Annotated in this window: 17 protein-coding genes; 11 read left to right on the top strand and 6 right to left on the bottom strand. The window is 55.7% G+C overall.

Annotated elements, in window-relative coordinates; genetic code table 11:
- Positions 1–23: 23 nt before the first annotated feature.
- Positions 24–1,073, bottom strand: coding sequence for an AI-2E family transporter (locus JGF26_RS18790; RefSeq protein WP_108091139.1), 1,050 nt, complete (start codon positions 1,071–1,073; stop codon positions 24–26).
- A gap of 144 nt (positions 1,074–1,217) precedes the next feature.
- Between JGF26_RS18790 and JGF26_RS18785 the strand changes: the two genes are divergently transcribed.
- Positions 1,218–2,435 (top strand): MFS transporter, encoded by a 1,218-nt coding sequence (locus JGF26_RS18785; RefSeq protein WP_128348366.1) that lies wholly within the window; start codon positions 1,218–1,220, stop codon positions 2,433–2,435.
- A gap of 4 nt (positions 2,436–2,439) precedes the next feature.
- On the opposite strand, the gene JGF26_RS18780 is transcribed toward JGF26_RS18785, so the two are convergent.
- A complete protein-coding gene (locus JGF26_RS18780; protein WP_028018049.1) occupies positions 2,440–2,997 on the bottom strand; it encodes a DcrB family lipoprotein in 558 nt (185 codons plus the stop codon).
- Positions 2,998–3,069: 72 nt separating this feature from the next.
- A complete protein-coding gene (locus JGF26_RS18775; RefSeq protein WP_028018048.1) occupies positions 3,070–3,735 on the bottom strand; it encodes a 7-cyano-7-deazaguanine/7-aminomethyl-7-deazaguanine transporter in 666 nt (221 codons plus the stop codon).
- 167 nt (positions 3,736–3,902) lie between these two features.
- Here JGF26_RS18775 and tusA point away from each other — a divergent pair, with 167 nt between their 5' ends.
- The gene (gene tusA / locus JGF26_RS18770) at positions 3,903–4,145 is read left to right on the top strand and encodes a sulfurtransferase TusA (RefSeq protein ID WP_028018047.1); all 243 of its coding nucleotides are present in this window, start codon (positions 3,903–3,905) and stop codon (positions 4,143–4,145) included.
- 63 nt (positions 4,146–4,208) lie between these two features.
- Here the strand turns inward: tusA and yhgN are convergent, their stop codons facing one another.
- Positions 4,209–4,802, bottom strand: coding sequence for an NAAT family transporter YhgN (yhgN, locus tag JGF26_RS18765; protein ID WP_025759646.1), 594 nt, complete (start codon positions 4,800–4,802; stop codon positions 4,209–4,211).
- Positions 4,803–4,979: 177 nt separating this feature from the next.
- Here yhgN and asd point away from each other — a divergent pair, with 177 nt between their 5' ends.
- From asd to glgP, 6 genes are all read left to right on the top strand, one after another.
- Complete coding sequence (gene asd, locus JGF26_RS18760) at positions 4,980–6,083, top strand: aspartate-semialdehyde dehydrogenase (RefSeq protein ID WP_028018046.1); 1,104 nt, start codon at positions 4,980–4,982, stop codon at positions 6,081–6,083.
- 230 nt (positions 6,084–6,313) lie between these two features.
- Positions 6,314–8,500 (top strand): 1,4-alpha-glucan branching enzyme, encoded by a 2,187-nt coding sequence (gene glgB, locus JGF26_RS18755; RefSeq protein WP_134708534.1) that lies wholly within the window; start codon positions 6,314–6,316, stop codon positions 8,498–8,500.
- Positions 8,497–10,470, top strand: coding sequence for a glycogen debranching protein GlgX (gene glgX, locus JGF26_RS18750; protein ID WP_134708535.1), 1,974 nt, complete (start codon positions 8,497–8,499; stop codon positions 10,468–10,470). The genes glgB and glgX overlap by 4 nt, the downstream gene beginning before the upstream one ends.
- A gap of 17 nt (positions 10,471–10,487) precedes the next feature.
- Positions 10,488–11,783 (top strand): glucose-1-phosphate adenylyltransferase, encoded by a 1,296-nt coding sequence (gene glgC, locus JGF26_RS18745; protein WP_049005379.1) that lies wholly within the window; start codon positions 10,488–10,490, stop codon positions 11,781–11,783.
- Positions 11,783–13,216 (top strand): glycogen synthase GlgA, encoded by a 1,434-nt coding sequence (glgA, locus tag JGF26_RS18740; protein ID WP_028018042.1) that lies wholly within the window; start codon positions 11,783–11,785, stop codon positions 13,214–13,216. Before glgC ends, glgA begins: the two co-directional genes overlap by 1 nt.
- Before the next feature lie 18 nt (positions 13,217–13,234).
- A complete protein-coding gene (glgP, locus tag JGF26_RS18735) occupies positions 13,235–15,682 on the top strand; it encodes a glycogen phosphorylase (RefSeq protein ID WP_134708536.1) in 2,448 nt (815 codons plus the stop codon).
- Between the two features lie 88 nt (positions 15,683–15,770).
- On the opposite strand, the gene glpD is transcribed toward glgP, so the two are convergent.
- A complete protein-coding gene (gene glpD, locus JGF26_RS18730; protein ID WP_028018040.1) occupies positions 15,771–17,279 on the bottom strand; it encodes a glycerol-3-phosphate dehydrogenase in 1,509 nt (502 codons plus the stop codon).
- A gap of 188 nt (positions 17,280–17,467) precedes the next feature.
- Between glpD and glpE the strand changes: the two genes are divergently transcribed.
- From glpE to JGF26_RS18715, 3 genes are read left to right on the top strand one after another with little or no spacing between them, the layout of a single operon-like run.
- On the top strand, positions 17,468–17,800 hold the full coding sequence (glpE, locus tag JGF26_RS18725) for a thiosulfate sulfurtransferase GlpE (protein WP_134708538.1): 333 nt from the start codon (positions 17,468–17,470) through the stop codon (positions 17,798–17,800).
- A 47-nt stretch (positions 17,801–17,847) separates the two neighbouring features.
- Entirely contained in the window at positions 17,848–18,678 is an 831-nt protein-coding gene (gene glpG, locus JGF26_RS18720; protein ID WP_028018039.1) for a rhomboid family intramembrane serine protease GlpG, read from the top strand.
- Between the two features lie 16 nt (positions 18,679–18,694).
- On the top strand, positions 18,695–19,453 hold the full coding sequence (locus tag JGF26_RS18715) for a DeoR/GlpR family transcriptional regulator (protein WP_008503060.1): 759 nt from the start codon (positions 18,695–18,697) through the stop codon (positions 19,451–19,453).
- Between the two features lie 82 nt (positions 19,454–19,535).
- On the opposite strand, the gene malT is transcribed toward JGF26_RS18715, so the two are convergent.
- Entirely contained in the window at positions 19,536–22,241 is a 2,706-nt protein-coding gene (gene malT / locus JGF26_RS18710; RefSeq protein ID WP_028018038.1) for an HTH-type transcriptional regulator MalT, read from the bottom strand.
- Between the last annotated feature and the right edge of the window lie 278 nt (positions 22,242–22,519).

The raw sequence follows: 22,519 nt of genomic DNA, 5'->3' as shown, positions 1-22,519 counted from the left end.
AATTGCTAACCAGACAGGGATGCTCACCCTGGTAATCGGCTTTTCGGTCGCCCTGGCCCGAGCAGGATCGCCAGCTTGCTTCCGCCTTTGGTGGTTTCCATCCAGATCTTACACACACTGGTTAGCGGGACCGACAGTAGCATCCCGACCGGGCCCAGCAGCCATCCCCAGATCAGTAACGATAAGAATACCACCAGCGTCGACATGCCCAGCCGGTGCCCCATCATGCGCGGTTCGAGAATATTCCCCAGCACCATATGCACGACGAGGAAAAGTGCCCCGACCAACATGCATTCATAGAAACCATTAAACAGGAATGCCTGAATCATCGGTGGTACGGCGGAGAGTACCGCGCCAATATTGGGCACATAGTTGAGCAAAAACGCCAGTACGCCCCACATCAACGCAAACTGCACGCCCATCAACATCAACCCCAGCCAGACAATCACGCCGGTCCAGACGCTCAACAGCGTTTTCAGCGCCAGATATTTGGAGACGCCCTTTAACGCGCGGTGTAATCCGGCGATGTGAATTTGTGGATTATTCAGCGCAAAGCGCAGCTTATAGGGGACGTGGCGCACTTCGAACAGCATAAACACCACCGTCATGACCAGCAGAAGAATACTGGCCATCGCGCCGGAAAGTCCCGTCATCAGGGTGGTGGCGTAGGTCATGACTTTCTCTGAATCCATCCGACGCAGCATCCGCTCTGGCGAGATATGCAGGTTAAGGAAAGGCACCATCTCCTGCAGCGCCACGATCTTCCGCGTCAGCGCTTTGTTGTACTGTGGCAACATCGTGGAGAATTCGCTCAGCGAAGCCGCCAGCACGCCGAAAAGCGCCGTCAGGGCAATTAGCATCACGATGACGACGATGGTGATGGCCACCGGGCGACTGACGCCCCGACGTAAAAACCAGCTCACCAGCGGATTAAGCACAATGGCAAAAAAGAGCGCCAGCAGGAGCTGCACAATAATGTCAGCCGCGGCATGGATACCCGCAAGGATAACCACCAGGCAGGCGAGTTTTAATAAGATGTGGAGCCCAGCTTTGTCGGACGGGTTAGCGATCATACGCGTTCCTTAAAATGATGACCCGGTAAGTGTAGTGTCCGCGGTTCGCTTCGTCTGGGGCTGTTAATCTGAAAGTCGGTGCTGATTTTCTTATTGTGTCGTGGTAATAGTGAAACACTGTTGTAAAAATCCAGGTAGAACCTCATGCCCGAACCTGCCGCTGAACCGGCGCTGAGCGGACTGCGCCTCAATCTGCGCATCGTCTCCGTTGTTATTTTCAATTTCGCCAGTTATCTGACCATTGGCCTGCCGCTGGCGGTTTTGCCTGGCTATGTCCATGACGTGATGGGCTTTAGCGCCTTCTGGGCGGGGCTGGTGATTAGCCTGCAGTATTTCGCCACGCTTCTGAGCCGTCCGCATGCCGGGCGTTACGCGGACCTTTTCGGCCCAAAAAGCATCGTGGTTGTAGGGTTGTGCGGTTGCTTTCTGAGTGGCCTGAGCTATTTTCTGGCCGCCACCACCAGCCACTGGCCCCTGGTTAGCCTGGTACTGCTCTGCCTGGGTCGCGTGATCCTGGGTATCGGTCAAAGTCTGGCGGGAACCGGTTCGACACTGTGGGGCGTGGGGGTGGTAGGCGCGCCGCACATTGGTCGGGTGATTTCGTGGAATGGCATTGTCACCTACGGCGCAATGGCGCTGGGTGCGCCGCTTGGTGTGGCCTGTTATGCGTTTGGTGGTCTGTATGGGCTGGCGACTACCATTATGGCGGTTGCGGCTCTGGCGATCCTCTTTGCGCTGCCGCGCCCGAAAGTGAAGGCCAGCAAGGGCAAGCCACTGCCGTTTCGGGCGGTGCTCGGGCGCGTCTGGCCGTATGGTATGGCCCTGGCGCTGGCGACAACGGGGTTCGGTGTGATTGCGACCTTCATTACCCTTTTCTATGACGCCAAAGGATGGGACGGCGCAGCTTTCGCGTTAACCCTGTTTAGCTGCGCGTTTGTTGGCGCGCGTTTGCTTTTCCCGAACGGTATCAACCGTCTGGGTGGGCTGAACGTGGCAATGATCTGCTTTGCGGTAGAGATAGTCGGGCTGCTGTTGACCGGCATAGCGATGGTGCCATGGGTCGCAAAAGTGGGCGTCTTCCTTGCGGGAGCAGGTTTTTCACTGGTCTTCCCGGCGCTGGGGGTGGTGGCGGTAAAAGCCGTGCCGCAGCAGAATCAGGGGGCGGCGCTGGCAACCTACACGGTATTTATGGATATGTCTTTGGGCATTACCGGCCCGCTGGCAGGGCTGGTGATGACCTGGGCAGGAGTCCCGGTTATTTATCTTGCTGCGGCGGGTCTGGTGGTTATCGCCTTGATGCTGACATGGCGGCTAAAAAAATGGCCCCCGGTGCAGGCACCGGAGGCCACGTCATCCTCGTGAAGGATTACTGGATCACGAGGGTGTTAATGATGTTTTCAGCCGCAGTCTGCGCTTTCTGCTGATCGTCCGCTGGCAGGGTGATCTGCATAGTCAGCAGTTTGTTATCGACCTTACCCAGCACCACAGACGAGTACGCGGTCTGGCCTTTTGCGGAGATGATGCTATCCAGCTGTTGCAGCGTGTGGCCTTTCAGTTCGATGGACTTATTGGTCACCACCTGCAGCTGCGGGTCGCGGCTGCGCTGCTGATCTTCCAGACGTTTTGACAGTACGCTCAGATCTTCGCTGGTGTCGTCACCCACAATCACAATGACGGCTTTCTGCCCGGTTGCGTCGGAATAAACGTGCATATTGTTCGCCTGAGTGCCCAGCTTACCGCTCTGGTCAGTCATATCGGCTGGCAGAGAGAAACTGAGTTTGCCATCCAGCAGATTCACCGGCTGACCGGTCGCATTGCTCTCTGCAGATGCACCCTGAGCAGGCGTTTTCGTGTCGCTGTTATCACAGGCTGCAAGACCCACAACCAGCAGGCCAATCCCGACATATTTAACCAGATTGCGCATTGACTTCTTCCTTTCGATAAACGGCCATAACGGCTCATTCGCTCATCTTATCACAACTGATAAAGCGAACCCTTAACCAGCCTGCAATGCCGTGATTTCAGATTTATCTGCCAGCCTTTTCAGCAGCATATTCAGCAGCACACCGTACATTGGCAGGAAGAAGACAATACTGATGAGCACCTTGAAGCAGTAGTCCACCAGGGCGATCTCCATCCAGTGCTCGGCCATGAACGCATCCGGGCTGTGCCAGAAGGCGATGAAGAAGAAGGCCAGCGTATCGCTCACGTTACCGAACAGCGTCGAGGCGGTCGGGGCCATCCACCAGCGGTGATTCTGACGCAGGCGGTTAAACACATGCACGTCGAGGATCTGCCCCAGCGCATAAGCCATAAAGCTTGCGGTGGCGATTCGGGCGACAAACAGGTTGAAGTGGGTTAGCGCCTCAAAACCCTGCCAACTGCCCATATAGAACAGGGACGAAATCACGTAAGACACGAACAGCGCCGGGAGCATGACCGCAAAAATAATGCGGCGAGCCAGCGGTGCGCCAAAAATTCGCACGGTCAAATCGGTGGCGAGGAAAATAAACGGAAAACTGAACGCCCCCCAGGTGGTATGAAAACCAAAAATGGAGATGGGAAGCTGTACCAGATAGTTGCTGGAGGTGATCACCAGCAGATGAAAAAGCGAAAGCCAGAACAACGCTTTTACGCGCTGAGATTCAGAAAACTGCGTCATATTGTGACCTTTTTATACGTTGGGGTGAGGGAACCCAATAAAAACCGCAGCATGATACTGCTTTGGGCAGACATTGCAATGGTTAGTTTTTACGCAATCGTTAACCTGGTTTGCATTGATCGCTACGGGGCGTAAACTACAGCCGTTTTTACCTGACCGAGAAAATCATGACCGACCTGTTTTCCAGCCCGGACCACACTCTTGATGCCCAGGGCCTTCGCTGCCCGGAGCCGGTAATGATGGTGCGCAAAACCGTGCGTAACATGCAATCCGGCGAAACGCTGCTGATAATCGCCGACGACCCGGCGACCACCCGCGATATCCCCGGATTTTGTACCTTTATGGAGCATGAGCTGGTGGCTCAGCAGACTGAAGCGCTGCCGTACCGGTATTTGATTCGTAAAGGATAGATGGGCAGCCCCTGCGGCCTGATGCCCTCACTCCGACCCTCTCCTTTCGGGAGAGGGAGAACGTCACCCCTTCATCCACGTCCGTATCCCGTCCAGGAACATCTGCGTCGCCATCATCACCAGAATCAGCCCCATCAGGCGTTCCAGCGCGTTCACCCCTTTCTCACCCAGCAGGCGCAGGAACAGGGACGACTGCAGCAGGATGATAAATGTCCCACCCCAGGCGATCAGCAGGGCAATCACCAGATGGCTCATCTGGTTCGGATACTGATGTGACAGCAGCATCAGCGTCGCCAGAATGGTCGGCCCGGCGACGAGAGGAATCGCCAGCGGTACAATAAATGGCTCTTCACCCGCAGGCAGGCCGCTGCTGCTGCCTTCCGCGCTCGGGAAAATCATCTTTATGGCAATCAGGAACAGGATAATCCCGCCGGAAATCGACACGGTTTCGGCACGCAGGTTCAGGAAGGCGAGGATTTTTTCGCCCGCAAACAGGAAGATAAACATCACCAGCAGCGCGATAAGCAGCTCGCGGATCATGATCGCCCGACGGCGCTTTGGTTCGGTGTGCTTCAGCACCGACATGAAGATCGGCAGGTTTCCGAGTGGATCCATTATCAGGATCAATAAAACCGCCGCGGAAATGATTTCACTCATGTAAATTATCCCTGAAACTCTCTATGGTTATTATGATGATTAGCTCTTTTTCTGATTGCCGGGCAATCATCGATTAATTTCGCTTGCGACTTTGGCAGCATTTTGTAATGTGAAGCATATCCCAGTTCAATACTGGCTTGCACAAACAGCACACACCCTCTGCAGGAAAAAAATGCTATGAAAAACGTTGGTTTTATCGGCTGGCGCGGTATGGTCGGCTCTGTACTCATGCAACGCATGGTTGAAGAGCGCGATTTCGACGCTATCCGCCCGGTCTTCTTCTCCACTTCCCAGCTCGGCCAGGCTGCTCCGTCCTTTGGTGGTACCACAGGCACTTTGCAGGATGCTTACGATCTGGAAGCGCTGAAGGCACTCGACATTATTGTCACGTGCCAGGGCGGCGATTATACCAACGAAATCTATCCAAAGCTGCGTGAAAGCGGCTGGCAGGGCTACTGGATTGACGCGGCCTCTTCGCTGCGCATGAAAGACGATGCCATCATCATTCTTGACCCGGTTAACCAGGGCGTGATCACCGACGGCCTGAACAACGGCGTGAAAACCTTTGTTGGCGGTAACTGCACCGTCAGCCTGATGCTGATGTCTCTGGGCGGCTTGTTCGCGCAAGATCTGGTGGAGTGGGTCTCCGTGGCGACGTACCAGGCAGCTTCCGGCGGCGGTGCGCGTCATATGCGCGAGCTGCTGACCCAGATGGGCCAACTGCACCAGAGCGTCGCGACCGAGCTGGCAGACCCGGCGTCCGCGATTCTGGATATCGAGCGTAAAGTCACCCAGCTGACCCGCAGCGGCGAGCTGCCGGTGGATAACTTCGGCGTACCGCTGGCCGGTGGCCTGATCCCGTGGATCGACAAACAGCTGGATAACGGCCAGACCCGCGAAGAGTGGAAGGGCCAGGCCGAGACCAACAAAATCCTCAATACCGCGAATACCATTCCGGTAGACGGACTGTGCGTGCGCATTGGCGCGCTGCGCTGCCACAGCCAGGCCTTCACCATTAAACTAAAAAAAGATGTGTCTATTCCAACCGTGGAAGAACTGCTGGCTGCACACAACCCGTGGGCGAAAGTGGTACCAAACGATCGCGATATCACCATGCGTGAACTGACCCCTGCAGCCGTGACCGGCACGCTGACCACGCCTGTTGGCCGTCTGCGTAAGCTGAACATGGGGCCGGAGTACCTCTCCGCGTTCACCGTTGGCGACCAGCTCTTATGGGGTGCCGCCGAGCCGCTGCGCCGCATGCTGCGCCAGCTGGCGTAATAATTTGTTAACGACCGGGGGTGATTTTCACCCCCTTTTTTTGCGTACTACATGGAGTAAAACGCGTATGTCTTATTTTTTATCAGGAGTCATTTAGAGCGTTGGCTATGCTTTAAGGAAGAGTCATTTCTTACCTGAGGTTAGGACGGGCTGTGAGGATGCTCGTTCAGGTCACATTAAAGTCGTCCCAGGCGCTAAAAAAGGACGACATAAAAAACAGGATGAATACCATGTCCGATCGTGTGGATAGAGACGTGATTAATGCGCTTATTGCGGGTCATTTTGCCGACCCCTTTTCCGTGCTGGGGATGCACCGTACAGAGGCCGGGCTGGAAGTCCGGGCGTTGTTACCGGATGCGACAGAAGTGTGGGTTATCGAACCCAAAACCGGCCGCAAAGTGGGCAATCTGGAATGCCTCGACTCGCGCGGTTTCTTCTCTGGCGTGATGCCCCGTCGTAAAAACCCTTTCCGTTATCAGCTCGCCGTCATCTGGCACGGCCAGCAAAATCTCATTGATGATCCCTACAGCTTTGGCCCTCTTTTGCAGGAGATGGATGCATGGCTGCTGTCTGAAGGAACCCATTTGCGGCCTTATGAAACGCTGGGTGCCCATGCAGACACGATGGATGGTATCACCGGCACGCGGTTTGCAGTGTGGGCACCCAACGCCCAACGCGTCTCCGTTGTCGGACAATTCAACTACTGGGACGGTCGTCGCCACCCGATGCGCCTGCGCCGGGAAACGGGGATCTGGGAACTGTTTATCCCCGGAGCGCACAACGGACAGCTCTACAAATTCGAGATGATCGATGCCCACGGCAAGCTGCGCATTAAAGCCGACCCGTACGCCTTTGAAGCGCAGATGCGCCCGGATACGGCATCGCTGATTTGTGGCCTGCCAGAGAAGATCACTCAGACGGAAGAGCGCAAACAGGCCAACCGCTTCGATGCACCTATCTCCGTCTATGAAGTGCATCTTGGCTCCTGGCGCCGCCACACCGATAACAACTTCTGGCTCAGCTACCGGGAGCTTGCCGACCAGCTGGTGCCGTATGCCAAATGGATGGGCTTTACTCACCTTGAGCTGCTGCCGGTTAACGAACACCCGTTCGACGGTAGCTGGGGTTATCAGCCAACCGGGCTGTATGCGCCTACGCGCCGCTTCGGCACGCGCGATGACTTCCGCTATTTCATCCATGCCGCGCATGCCGCCGGGCTGAATGTGATCCTCGACTGGGTACCAGGCCATTTCCCGTCGGATGACTTTGGCTTGTCAGAGTTTGATGGTACGAATCTGTACGAGCACAGCGACCCGCGAGAAGGTTATCACCAGGACTGGAATACGCTGATCTACAACTACGGTCGCCGTGAAGTCGCGAACTACCTGGTTGGAAATGCCCTGTACTGGATTGAGCGCTTTGGCATTGATGCTCTGCGTGTTGATGCCGTGGCATCCATGATCTATCGCGATTACAGCCGCAAAGAGGGAGAGTGGATCCCGAACGAGTTTGGCGGCCGTGAAAACCTGGAAGCGATTGAGTTCCTGCGCAGCACCAACCGCATTATCGGTGAGCAGGTGGACGGTGCCGTGACCATGGCGGAAGAGTCGACCGACTTTGCGGGCGTCTCCCGTCCGCCGTCATTAGGTGGACTGGGGTTCTGGTACAAGTGGAACCTGGGCTGGATGCATGACACGCTCGACTACATGAAGCTGGATCCGGTTCACCGCAAGTACCATCACGATAAGCTGACGTTCGGGATGCTCTACAATTACACCGAAAACTTCATGCTGCCGCTGTCGCACGATGAAGTGGTGCACGGCAAGAAATCCATTCTCGACCGCATGCCGGGCGATGCGTGGCAGAAATTTGCCAACCTGCGCGCCTACTACGGCTGGATGTTTGCGTTCCCGGGCAAAAAACTGCTGTTTATGGGCAATGAGTTCGCTCAGGGACGCGAATGGAACCACGACGCCAGCCTCGACTGGCATCTGCTGGAAGGCGGTGACAACTGGCACCACGGCGTGCAGCGTCTGGTGCGTGACCTGAACCTGACCTATCGTCATCACAAAGCGCTGCATGAGCTCGACTTTGACCCGTACGGCTTTGAGTGGCTGGTGGTGGATGACCATGAGCGCTCGGTGTTTGTCTTTGTGCGGCGAGATAAAGCGGGTAACGAGATCATCGTCGCCAGCAACTTCACGCCTGTGCCGCGTCAACACTATCGCTTTGGCATTAATCAGCCGGGTAAATGGCGCGAAATCCTGAATACCGATTCCATGCACTACCACGGCAGCAACACCGGCAATGGTGGTCTGGTGCAAAGCGATGCCATCGAAAGTCACGGGCGGCCAAACTCCCTGAGTCTCACGCTACCGCCGCTTGGCACTATCTGGCTGATGAGGGAGGGTGAATGACGCAGCTTACGGCAGGTCAACCCGAACCGCTCGGGGCGAGTTTTGACGGAAAGGGTGTGAATTTCACCCTCTTTTCTGCTCACGCTGAGCGGGTAGAACTGTGTGTTTTTGACGGTGAGGGTAACGAGCACCGTTACGATTTACCGTCGCGCACGGGGGATACCTGGCACGGTTACCTGGCCGGAGGACGGCCAGGTATGCACTATGGTTTTCGCGTTCATGGTCCGTGGGAACCTGCGCAAGGGCACTGGTTTAACCCTGCAAAGCTGTTGATTGATCCGTGTGCGCACCGCGTGGACGGTGAGTTTAAAGACGACCCGATTTTCCATGTTGGTTATGGTGAGCCTGACCATCGCGACAGTGCCCATGTGGTGCCAAAAAGCGTGGTAGTGCACGATCTCTATGACTGGGAGGACGATGCGCCACCGGCCACGCCGTGGGGCAACACCGTCATTTACGAGGCCCATGTCAAAGGGCTGACGTATTTGCATCCGTCCATCCCCAAAGAGATGCGCGGCACCTACAAGGCGCTCGGGCATCCGACCATGATCGCCTACCTGAAACACCTCGGCATCACCGCTCTTGAACTGTTACCCGTTGCCCATTTTGCCAGCGAGCCGCGTCTGCAGCGGCTGGGGTTGAGCAACTACTGGGGTTACAACCCGCTGGCGATGTTCGCGCTCGAACCCCGCTATGCCGTCCATCCGGAAAAGGCGCGGGACGAGTTTCGCGATGCGGTTAAGGCGCTCCATGCGGCGGGAATTGAAGTCATTCTGGATGTGGTGCTGAACCACAGCGCAGAAAGCGATCTCGATGGTCCGACGCTCTCCATGCGCGGAATTGATAACCGTAGCTATTATTGGATCAGGCAGGATGGCGATTACGAGAACTGGACCGGCTGCGGTAACACGCTCAATCTCAGCCATCCGGCGGTCACGCATTTTGCTTATGAATGCCTGAAATACTGGGTTGAAACGTTCCACGTGGACGGTTTTCGTTTCGACCTGGCGCCCGTGATGGGGCGCACACCGGCGTTCAGCCAGCAGGCGCCGCTGTTTGAGGCGATAAAAAATTGTCCGGTGCTCTCGCAGGTCAAGCTCATCGCCGAGCCGTGGGACATCGGTGAAGGAGGCTATCAGGTCGGGAATTTCCCGCCGCTGTTTGCCGAGTGGAACGATCACTATCGCGATGCCGCGCGCCGCTTCTGGCTGGAGCGAAATCTCTCGCTGGGGGAATTTGCCGGGCGCTTTGCCGCGTCAAGCGATCTCTTTAAGCGCGACGGTAAGCGACCGTCGGCCACCGTCAACCTGTTGACGGCGCACGACGGTTTTACGCTCAGGGACTGCGTTTGTTTCAATCAGAAACACAATGAGGCGAACGGCGAAGAGAATCGCGATGGCACTAACAATAACCATAGCTTCAATCATGGTATAGAAGGGTTAGGCGGAAGCCTTGACGTTATCGAGCGGCGGCGCGCCAGCGTTCATGCGCTGCTGACAACGCTTCTGTTGTCGCAGGGGACACCGATGCTGCTGGCGGGCGATGAGCACGGCCACAGCCAGCACGGTAACAACAATGCGTATTGCCAGGACAACACCTTAACCTGGCTTGACTGGGGGGAGGCGAACAGCGGGCTGCTCCATTTTACCGCTGCGCTGATCCACCTTCGCCAGCAAATCCCCGCGCTGACCACCGACCGCTGGTGGGAAGAGGGGGACGGAAACGTTCGCTGGTTGAATAAAGACGCGCAACCACTAAGCGCGCAAGAGTGGCAACACGGTGTACCACGGCTGCAAATCCTGCTTTCGGATAAATGGCTGGTTACGCTGAACGCGACGGATGATGTCGCAGAGATTGTTTTACCTGAAGGGGAATGGCGCGCCGTTCCCCCCTTTGCCGGAGCGGATAATCCGGTAGTAATGGCTGTCTGGCACGGGCCTGCGCACGGAGTGTGTGTATTCCAAAGATGATAAAAAAGGAGTTAGTCATGGTTAGATTAGAGAAGAACGATCCCTTAATGTTGGCACGCCAGCTACCATTAAAAACGGTTGCCCTGATACTCGCTGGTGGGCGTGGTACCCGTCTGAAAGATTTGACCATCAAACGCGCCAAGCCGGCTGTTCACTTTGGTGGTAAGTTCCGTATCATTGATTTCGCACTCTCCAATTGCCTCAACTCTGGCATCCGCCGCATTGGCGTCATTACGCAGTATCAATCACACACGCTGGTGCAGCATATCCAGCGCGGCTGGTCCTTCTTCAGCGAAGAGATGAATGAGTTTGTCGATCTTCTTCCGGCCCAGCAGCGCGTGCACGGCGAAAACTGGTACCGGGGCACGGCGGATGCGGTGACGCAAAACCTCGATATCATTCGTCGCTATAACGCGGAATACATCGTGATCCTCGCCGGGGATCATATTTACAAGCAAGACTACTCCCACATGCTCATCGACCATGTCGAAAAAGGGGCGCGTTGCACCGTGGCGTGTCTGCCGGTGCCCGTTGCTGAAGCGACGGCGTTTGGCGTAATGCACGTGGATGCGGACGACAAAATTATCGACTTCGTCGAAAAACCTGCAAACCCACCGACCATGCCGGGAGATGATACGAAGTCACTCGCCAGTATGGGGATCTATGTCTTTGATGCAGATTACCTTTATGAACTGCTCGAAGAAGACGACAAAGACGAAAACTCCAGCCATGACTTTGGCAAAGATATCATCCCGAAAATTACGCAAGCTGGCATGGCGTATGCACATCCCTTCCCGTTGTCCTGCGTGCAATCCGACCCAAATGCGGAACCTTACTGGCGCGATGTGGGAACGCTGGAGGCGTACTGGAAGGCGAACCTCGACCTGGCTTCGGTGACCCCTGAGCTGGATATGTACGATCAGAACTGGCCGATTCGTACTCATATGGAATCGCTGCCGCCAGCCAAATTCGTTCAGGACCGTTCGGGTAGCCACGGTATGACACTGAACTCGCTGGTTTCTGGCGGATGCATTATTTCAGGGTCGGTGGTGGTGCAGTCAGTGCTGTTCCCCCGCGTGCGGATAAATTCATTCTGTAATATTGATTCGGCAGTCTTATTGCCGGATGTCTGGGTAGGACGTTCGTGTCGCCTGCGTCGTTGCGTTATCGACCGCGCCTGTGTCATTCCTGAGGGGATGGTCATTGGTGAAAATGCGGAAGAAGACGCGCGTCGCTTCTACCGTTCGGAAGAGGGAATCGTGTTAGTAACACGGGAAATGTTGCGGAAGCTGCAGATCAAACAGGAGCGATGATGCAGGTTTTACACGTATGTTCTGAGATGTTTCCATTGTTAAAAACGGGCGGCCTGGCGGATGTTCTTGGTGCATTACCGGCGGCGCAAATCGCCGGAGGGGTGGATACCCGAGTCCTGCTGCCCGCATTTCCGGATATCCGGCGTGGTATTCCTGATGCAAAAGTGGTGACGCGTCGTGAGACTTTTGCCGGGCGCATCACCCTGCTGTTTGGACATTACAACGGCGTTGGGATCTACCTGATTGACGCGCCGCACTTATACGACAGGCCCGGGAGTCCGTATCACGACACCAACCTGTTTGCTTACCCGGACAACGTGCTGCGCTTTGCGTTGCTCGGCTGGGTCGGTGCAGAAATGGCGACGGGGCTGGATCCGTTCTGGCGTCCGGATGTGGTGCACGCGCACGACTGGCACGCCGGGCTTGCCCCGGCGTATCTGGCCGCGCGCGGCCACCCGGCAAGGTCAGTCTTTACCGTGCATAACCTGGCATATCAGGGGATGTACTATGCCCATCACATGCATGAAATCGATCTGCCACTGTCGTTCTATAACATGCACGGGCTGGAGTTTAACGGGCAGATCTCGTTCCTGAAAGCCGGGCTTTACTATGCCGATCATATTACCGCCGTGAGCCCGACTTACGCCCGGGAAATTACCCAGCCGGAGTTTGGTTATGGTCTGGAAGGGCTACTGCGACAGCGGCATCGTGAAGGGCGCCTGTCGGGTATTCTGAACGGTGTGGATGAAAAGATCTGGAGCCCGGAAACCGATCTCCTGCTGGCGTCGCGCTATGGCCGTGATTCGGTCGAGGACAAAGCCGAAAACAAGCGCCAGCTGCAAATTGCCATGGGTCTGAAGGTGAACGACAAAGTACCGTTGTTCGCCGTGGTCAGCCGTCTGACCAGCCAGAAAGGGCTGGATCTGGTGCTGGAAGCGCTGCCTGGTTTACTGGAGCAGGGAGGGCAACTGGCGCTGCTCGGCGCGGGCGACCCGGTATTGCAGGAAGGTTTTCTGGCTGCTGCGGCGGAACATCCCGGTCAGGTTGGGGTGCAGATTGGCTATCACGAGGCGTTTTCGCACCGCATTATGGGCGGCGCGGACGTCATCCTGGTGCCAAGCCGTTTCGAACCCTGCGGCCTGACGCAACTCTACGGCCTGAAATACGGCACGTTACCGCTGGTGCGTCGCACGGGCGGGCTGGCTGACACGGTTTCCGACAGCTCTCTGGAAAACCTGGCGGACGGTATCGCCAGCGGGTTTGTGTTTGAAGACAGTAATGCCTGGTCGTTGTTACGGGCGATTCGGCGTGCTTTCGTTTTATGGTCCCGGCCTTCCTTGTGGCGTTATGTTCAGCGCCAGGCGATGAGCATGGACTTTAGCTGGCACGTTGCGGCGCAGTCATACCGCGATCTTTATCAACGCTTGATGTAACAAGGCGGAGTCACTGATATGAATGCACCTTTTAGCTACTCTTCACCCACACTCAGCGTTGAGGCGTTAAAGCACTCTATCGCCTACAAGCTGATGTTTACCATCGGGAAAGATCCGGTCATCGCGAACAAACACGAGTGGCTGAACGCCACCCTGTTTGCCGTGCGTGACCGCTTAGTTGAACGCTGGCTGCGCTCCAACCGTGCCCAGCTCTCACAGGAAACGCGTCAGGTTTATTACCTGTCGATGGAATTTTTGATTGGCCGCACACTTTCCAATGCGCTGTTGTCGCTCGGTATTTATGACGACGTCAAAAACGCCCTGGAAGAGATGGGGTTAGATTTAGAAGAACTGATTGACGAAGAGAATGACCCGGGTCTCGGTAACGGCGGTCTGGGACGCCTTGCAGCCTGCTTCCTGGATTCGCTGGCGACGCTGGCGCTGCCGGGTCGTGGTTACGGTATTCGCTATGACTACGGCATGTTCAAACAGAACATCGTCGACGGACGTCAGAAAGAGTCGCCGGACTACTGGCTGGAGTATGGCAACCCGTGGGAGTTCAAGCGTCACAATACGCGCTACAAAGTGCGCTTCGGTGGACGTATCCAACAGGAAGGGAAAAAATCCCGCTGGGTGGAAACCGAAGAGATCCTGGCCGTGGCGTATGACCAGATCATCCCGGGCTACGACACTGACGCCACCAACACGCTGCGCCTGTGGAGCGCCCAGGCCAGTAGTGAAATTAACCTCGGTAAATTCAACCAGGGTGACTACTTCGCGGCGGTGGAAGATAAAAACCACTCCGAGAACGTGTCCCGTGTCCTTTACCCGGATGACTCAACCTACTCCGGGCGTGAGCTGCGTCTGCGCCAGGAGTATTTCCTGGTGTCCTCGACGATTCAGGATATCCTGAGCCGTCACTACCAGCTGCACAAAACCTACGCCAACCTGGCGGAGAAAACCGCGATTCACCTCAACGACACCCACCCGGTGCTCTCCATTCCAGAACTGATGCGCCTGCTGATCGACGAACATAAGTTCAGCTGGGATGATGCGTTTGAAGTGACCTGTCAGGTGTTCTCATACACCAACCACACGCTGATGAGCGAAGCGCTGGAAACCTGGCCGGTGGATATGCTCGGCAAAATCCTGCCGCGCCATCTGCAGATCATCTTTGAGATTAACGATTACTTCCTCAAGACGTTGCAGGAGCAGTACCCGAACGATACCGGCCTGCTGAGTCGTACGTCGATCATTGATGAGTCGAACGGCCGCCGTGTGCGCATGGCCTGGCTGGCGGTGGTGATCAGCCACAAGGTTAACGGAGTGTCCGAGTTGCACTCAAACCTGATGGTACAGTCGCTGTTTGCTGACTTCGCGAAGATCTTCCCGACACGTTTTTGCAACGTGACCAACGGCGTGACGCCACGACGCTGGCTGGCGCTGGCCAATCAGCCGCTCTCTGAGGTGCTGGATGAGAATATCGGTCGCACCTGGCGTACCGATTTGAGCCAACTGAGCGAACTTGAACAGCACATTGATTTCCCGACGGTCAACAAAGCCGTGCGTGAAGCCAAGCTGCTGAACAAAAAGCGTTTATCAGTATATCTTGCACTACACCTGAACGTAGTCGCCAACCCGAAAGCGCTGTTCGATGTGCAGATCAAGCGCATCCACGAGTACAAACGTCAGCTCATGAACGTGCTGCATGTGATCACCCATTACAACCGCATCAAGGCCGACCCTACGGCTGAGTGGGTGCCACGGGTGAAGATCTTTGCCGGTAAGGCGGCTTCCGCCTACTACATGGCCAAGCATATCATTCACCTAATCAATGATGTGGCGAAGGTGGTCAACCTGGATCCGGAAATTGGTGACAAGCTGAAGGTAGTGTTCATCCCGAACTACAGCGTCAGTCTGGCGCAGCTGATCATCCCGGCGGCGGATCTCTCTGAGCAGATTTCCACGGCAGGTACGGAAGCGTCCGGCACCAGTAACATGAAGTTTGCCCTTAACGGCGCGCTGACCATTGGTACGCTGGACGGGGCGAATGTCGAGATGCTGGAGCATGTCGGTGCAGATAACATCTTTATCTTCGGTAACACAACGGAAGAGGTCGAAGCGCTGCGTAAGCAGGGTTACTCACCGCGTAAATATTACGAAGAGGATGAAGAGCTACGCCAGGTATTGACGCAAATCGCCACCGGCGTGTTTAGCCCTGACGAGCCTGGCCGCTATCGTGACCTGGTGGATTCGCTGATTAACTTTGGCGATCACTATCAGGTGCTGGCGGATTATCGCAGCTACGTGGATTGTCAGGATAAAGTGGACGAACTGTACCGGCAGCAGGAGAAATGGACCATTGTCGCGATGCACAACATCGCCAATATGGGGTATTTCTCGTCAGACAGGACCATCAAAGAGTATGCCGAGACGATCTGGCATATTGATCCGGTGAGGTTGTAAAAACAAAGCCGGGTGGCGGCTTCGCCTTACCCGGCCTACTTGATCCCGTAGGCCCGGTAAGCGTAGCGCCACCGGGCATTTTTTCACATCAAGACGCTAGCGACAGCTCACGCTTCCCCGCATTTTGCAGTAACCACTGCGCCACGCGAGACTGCTGCTCGGCATCCAGCCACATCCCTTCTTTAGTACGACGCCAGATGGCGTCATCCAGGCGGCGCACCCACTCGTGTTCAACCAGATAACGCAACTCGGCTTCGTACAGTTCATGGCCGAAATGTTCGCCCAGATCGGCAATCTCTTTGGCTTCACCCAGGATCCACTCCGTGTTGCTACCGTAAGTACGGGCATAATGGCGTGCCATCCCTTCGGTGATGAACGGATAGCGGCGACGCAGCTTCGCGGCATAATCATCGCGGTTATCCCCGATATCTCCGCCAGGGAGCACGGCACCTTTGGTCCATGCCGGACCAATGCCTTTATAGTACGGCACCAGTTTTTCCAGCGCGTGCTCGGCCAGCTTACGATAAGTGGTGAGTTTGCCGCCAAACACCGACAGCAGCGGTGCCTGCCCATCTACGTCGTGAATATCAAGCGTATAGTCGCGGGTGATGGCCTGCGGTGAATCCGATTCGTCATCGCACAGCGGACGCACGCCGGAGTAAGTCCAGACCACATCATTACGAGACAGCTGTTTCTTAAAGTGCGCGTTATACACTTTCAGCAGGTAGTTGACCTCGCTCTCGTCGATCTCAACGTTTTTCGGATCGCCTTTGTACTCCACGTCGGTGGTGCCGATAATCGAAAACTCGTCCATCCACGGGATCACAAACACGATGCGTTTATCTTCGTTCTGCAGAATATAAGCCTGCTTCTGAGTATGTACGCGCGGCACCACAATATGGCTGCCTTTGATCAGGCGAATACCGTACGGTGAAGGTAGGTGCATGCCTTCGTCAAAGAACTGTTTCACCCACGGACCGGTGGCGTTGACCAGGCCGCGTGCTTTCCAGCTGAATTTCTCGCCGGTATCGATGTCTTCCGCGTCGACAATCCACAGACCGTTTTCACGACGAGCAGAGGTCGCGCGGGTGCGGGTTTTCACCTCGCCGCCTTTCTTCACCACCATCTGTGCGTTCGCCAGAACCAGACGAGCATCGTCTACCCAGCAATCGGAATATTCGAATCCGCGCACGATTTCAGGTTTAAGGACCGATTCTGAACCAAAACGCAAACCGTTCGAACCCGGCAGACTGGTGCGTTTACCCAGGTGATCGTACATAAACAGACCGATTCGGATCATCCAGGCCGGACGCAGATGCGGGCGATGGGGCAGGCGGAAACGCATCGGAATCGCCAGATGCGGTGCCATTTTCAACAGCACTTCACGTTCAGCCAGCGCTTCGCTGACCAGGCGGAATTCGTAGTGTTCCAGGTAGCGCAGGCCACCGTGAATCAGTTTGGAGCTGGCGGACGACGTCGCGCAGGCGAGATCGTTAGCTTCCAGCATCAGTACGGATAATCCGCGTCCTGCGGCATCGACCGCAATACCGGCACCGTTGATGCCACCGCCTATCACAATCAGATCTTTGGTTTCCATAACACCCTCATGCACTTTCGTTAAAGCTCAGAAATGTTCGATATCGCTCATAATAGCAAAGAGACGCGCTTTTGGTAACATCAAAAAAACAATTTAGAGTGATATGGATAACATAATGGCGTTTACCCGCCGCCAGGACGTACACTACGGGGTAAAATAGTGCCGTTGACCAATGTAAAGAGAACACCATGGATCAGTTTGAATGTATTAACGTAGAAGAAGCCCACCAGAAGATTCACCAGGGAAAAGCGGTGCTGGTGGACATTCGCGACCCGCAGAGTTTTGCGATGGGCCACACGCCGGGCGCGTTCCACCTTACCAACGACACGCTGGGCGCGTTTATGCGCGATAACGACTTCGAGACGCCGGTGATGGTCATGTGCTACCACGGCAACAGCAGTAAAGGTGCGGCGCAGTACCTGCTTCAGCAGGGTTATGACGCGGTATACAGCGTCGACGGCGGTTTCGATGCATGGCATCGCCATTTCCCGGCAGAAGTTGAGTACGCGTTTGAGCGCTGATCCCGCTATACTGTCCCCTTTTGTGTGGAAATAAGCGACCGCTACCCATGTTGATGATCACCTCTTTTACCAACCCGCGTGTCGCCCAGGCGTTTGTCGACTACATGGCGACGCAGGGTGTTATTCTGACCATCCAGCAACATACTCAGACCGATGTCTGGCTGGCCGACGAGAGCCAGGCAGGGCGGGTAAACGAGGAGCTGGCGCGTTTTCTTGAGAACCCCGGCGACCCGCGCTATCTGGCTGCCAGCTGGCAATCTGGCCAGACGGGCAGTGGATTGCATTATCGTCGTTTTCCTTTCTTTGCCACCGTGCGTGAACGTGCAGGGCCGTTTACGCTACTGCTGATGGCGGCCTGTATTGTCGTCTTTATCATTATGAACGTGGTGGGTGACCAGAGCGTGATGATCGCTCTGGCGTGGCCGTACGACCCCTCTCTGGAGTTTGATGTCTGGCGCTACTTTACCCACGCGCTGATGCACTTCTCGGTGATGCACATCCTCTTTAACCTGCTGTGGTGGTGGTATCTCGGCGGTATCGTTGAGAAGCGGCTCGGCAGCGGCAAGCTGATCGTTATCACCATTATTAGCGCCCTGCTGAGCGGCTATGTGCAGCATAAATTCAGCGGTCCGTGGTTCGGTGGGCTGTCTGGCGTGGTATACGCCCTGATGGGCTACGTCTGGCTTCGCGGGGAGCGCGACCCGGAAAGCGGCATCTATTTGCAACGCGGACTCATAACCTTTGCGTTAATATGGCTAATTGCCGGATGGTTTGATCTGTTTGGTATGTCTATCGCCAATGGTGCACACGTCACTGGCCTGGTTGTCGGGTTGGCAATGGCCTTTGCCGATACGCTCCATGCGCGAAAACGAACATAATTCTCAGGGATAATTGATGAAACAAACACAACGTCATGACGCCATTATCGAACTGGTAAAAAAACAGGGATACGTCAGTACTGAAGAGTTGGTTGAGCAGTTTGCCGTCAGCCCGCAAACCATCCGTCGTGACCTGAACGATCTGGCCGATCAGAACCGTATTCTGCGCCACCACGGCGGGGCGGCGCTGCCGTCCAGCTCGGTCAACACCTCCTGGCACGATCGTAAAGCCACGCAGACGGCAGAGAAAGAACGCATTGCCCGTAAGGTCGCCAGCCAGATCCCGAACGGGGCGACGCTGTTTATTGATATCGGCACCACGCCGGAAGCGGTCGCCCATGCGCTGCTGGATCATGAGAACCTGCGCGTGGTCACCAACAACCTGAACGTCGCCAACACCCTGATGCAGAAAGACGATTTCCGCATTATTCTCGCGGGCGGCGAACTGCGAAGCCGCGACGGCGGGATTATCGGCGAAGCGACCCTCGACTTTATCTCTCAGTTCCGCCTCGATTTTGGCATTCTCGGGATCAGCGGCATCGACAGCGACGGCTCGCTGCTGGAGTTTGATTATCACGAGGTGCGTACCAAGCGCGCGATTATTGAAAACTCACGTCATGTGATGCTGGTGGTAGACCATTCGAAGTTTGGCCGTAATGCGATGGTAAACATGGGCAGCATCAGCATGGTGGATGCGGTGTATACAGACGTGATGCCGCCGGCGGGCGTCATGCAGGTGATTAAAGATAATAATTTGCAGCTGGAATTGTGCTAGGAATTGTGTCGGGTGGCGCTGCGCTTACCCGACCTACAAAACTCCGTATGCCCGTGCAAGCGTAGCGCCGCCGGGCAATGAATTACACTCCGTACCCCATCATCTTCAACAATCGCTGCGCATGCTGCACCGCATCCTGACGATGCGCCACGCCCAGCTTTTGATACAGATTTCGGATATGCGTTTTAATGGTGGTCGCAGCAACCGCCAGTTCACCCGCAATTTGTTCATTGCTGTAGCCGGAGTAGATCAGCCCCAGTACCTGCCATTCACGCTGGGTGAGCGGGCTGGTGCGGATAAGCTCCGGTACTTCCGGGTGGTTCAACAGACGTTCGACAAAGTTCTCATCGAAATGCGCAAACTTATGGCGATGGTGCTGGTTGATTTCGCGCAGAATACGTTGAGCGCGATGCTGATCGAGTTCCGGCAGCGTATTAAGCTGAATCAACTGACGCAGTTGCTGCGCCATCACTTCACCTTCAATCACAAAGTGGCTGATAAACCCGGTGCGGTTCGCGAGTTGCAGCGCTTCCAGCAGTACACGCTGAGCATCATTTTTACGACCCGCCTGCCAGTAGAGCTGGTTCAGCAGCAGCAGGTTGCGGTTCAGATCGCTCATCAGACGCAGGCCGCGCGCGTTCTCGTTCAGCTCTTCCAGCACAATCTCCGCGGGCTCTAATTCACCGAGCAGGATCTGCGCGCGGGCAATGTTGCGCCACTGGCTCTGCAGGAAGTGGTTGTTAGCAAATTCCGGTTTTGGCGTCTGACGCAGCCAGTTGGCGGCGGATTTTTTATCGCCTGTCATTTGCCAGTAAATCACCCGAACCTTATCGGCGTTCGATACCCAGTCGCTATGATACTGACCGTTGCCCAGCAGGTTTTCGAGACGGTTAAGATGATTACGGGCGTTATCGAGATCGCCACGCGCCAGCGAGCACTGCACCAGCAGCGCCAGACACTGCAACTGTTGCTGCGGCTGGAAGCCAGAAAGCACGTCCACACCCTGGCGGGCGCAACTTTCAGCTTCATCCAGCCGTGACCATGCCCACAGGAGCTGAGCGCGAATACGCAACAGGAACTCGTGCATCGGCAACTGTTCCAGATGCTGTTCCCGAATCAGCTGGAAGGCTTTTTCCTGATTTTCCCAGGCAGCCTGCAGGAACCCCTGAGCGAACAGAATTTCGCTTTGCTGGATCAGGCTCCACAACGCGTAGTGCCAGACATCATGGCGCCGTGCCATTTGTTCCGTTTGCTGCATCAGCGAAAGGGAGCGCGTCAGCTCGCCTTTGCAGTGCAGCACTTCACCGTGTACCGACGTGGCAACGATCCGGCTGTAGAAGTTGGCCAGCGGCAGTTCATCCAGTGCGACCATCGCCAGGCGTTCGGCTTCATCCGGGTCGCCGTCGTTAATCGCGACCTGGGCCCGCAGGGCGTTAAATTCACCGTGCAGGGGCGTGTCCATGTTGCTTTCCATCTCCTGCTCCGCACGTGCCAGCAGGGTATTCACTTCGCTATAGCGATGTTGGCTCTGCATCAGCCAGGCCTGCAGCAACACCAGACGCGGGTTCTCCAGCAGACTTTCCCACGGCAGCGCTTTGAGGGACTCTTCAAGCAACGTCAGCTCGCTGTGGTTGAACAAGCCCCACGCATGGTTGAGGAGAATATCACGCAGCATGTTGGCATCACCTGCGGCCAGCGCATGGTGGATCGCCTCGCTCGGGAAGCCTTGTGCCATCCAGCTTTCGGCGGCAGCGCGATGAATTTCCGGCAGTTCAACCGCAAGCTCCCACTGGCAACGCTGGCGCAGGAAACTGCCAAACAGCGGATGGTAGCTGAACCATTCGCCGGGATCGTCCATACGCGTCAGGAACAGGCCCTGACGTTCAATTTCTTCAAGCTGTAGCTGGCCGTTTTCGCAGCCCGTCACGCGCACAATCAGCGCGTCGTTCATGGAACGCAGCAGGGAGCTTTTCAGCAGGAAGTTACGGGTAGACGGATCGACGCTGTCCAGCACCTCATCCACAAGATAATCAGAAAGATGGCTGGCATTGATCCCTGCCAGTCGACGCGCTGACTGATGCGCCGGGCTGTTGTTTTGCCGGGCAGAGAGGGCAATTAACTGCAGTGCAGTGGCCCAGCCTGCGACATCGTCACACATCCGGCTGCTTTCTGATGCCTCAATGGGGGAGGTCAGACGGCAGTCAAAGAACTGTTTCGCTTCCTGATGAGTAAAAGCCAGCTGCTGGCTGCCCACTTCCAGAAGTTGATCGCGCACGCGCAGGTTGGCAATACCCAACTGCGGCAGGTTGCGTGACAGTACCACCAGGGTCAGGTTTTCCGGTTGATGGCGCAGGAAGAAACGCATCGACTCATGAATTACCGGGTTAGTGATGAGATGGTAATCATCAATCACCACATACAGCGGGCGATGCCATTCGGCCAGTTCAATAAATAGCTGAGAGAAAAGGGAGGACAGGCTGGCGTACTGGCGCTTTTGCACCATCACTTCACTGGCGACGCAGTGTCCATTGGTGGCCTGTTGAATAGCGGCAATCAAATAGCTGGCAAAACGCTCTTGCTGGTTATCGCCCTCATCAAGGGAGTACCAGCCAAGATCGCTCTTACCTGCGGCCCATTGCGAAATGAGCGTTGTTTTTCCATAGCCTGCAGGGCTCGTAACCAGCGCCAGTCGGAAATTATGCGCGCCGGAAAGTTTAGCCAACAGGCGCTCGCGGACCACTGTATGGTCAAGGCGAACCGGGCGACTTAATTTAGACGGAATCAACATAGGTTTCACTTCACTGTGGGGAACGAGAGATTTTATTTTTTTTGCGCTTCGTAATTAATACGATATAAGGTCGGCCAGAAAGAGAACTATTGCAAGTTATGTCTGGATTTGGTGGCTCTGAATTTGCACTCTGTCACAAAACATTCAGACAGATGACGGAACTTTCTGGAATGGGCTTTAACACCGCGTCAATGCTGGCTTGTATGGTTCTGGTACGGCTGCGCTGAAACTGGTTTCAGAAAGGGATAGTGACGTCAAATGTAATAAAGTTCGGGTAA

The sequence above is a fragment of the Enterobacter sp. E1 genome (assembly GCF_016809815.1).
Taxonomy (GTDB): Bacteria; Pseudomonadota; Gammaproteobacteria; order Enterobacterales; family Enterobacteriaceae; genus Enterobacter; species Enterobacter adelaidei.
This window is presented reverse-complemented; position numbering and strand designations above follow the sequence as displayed.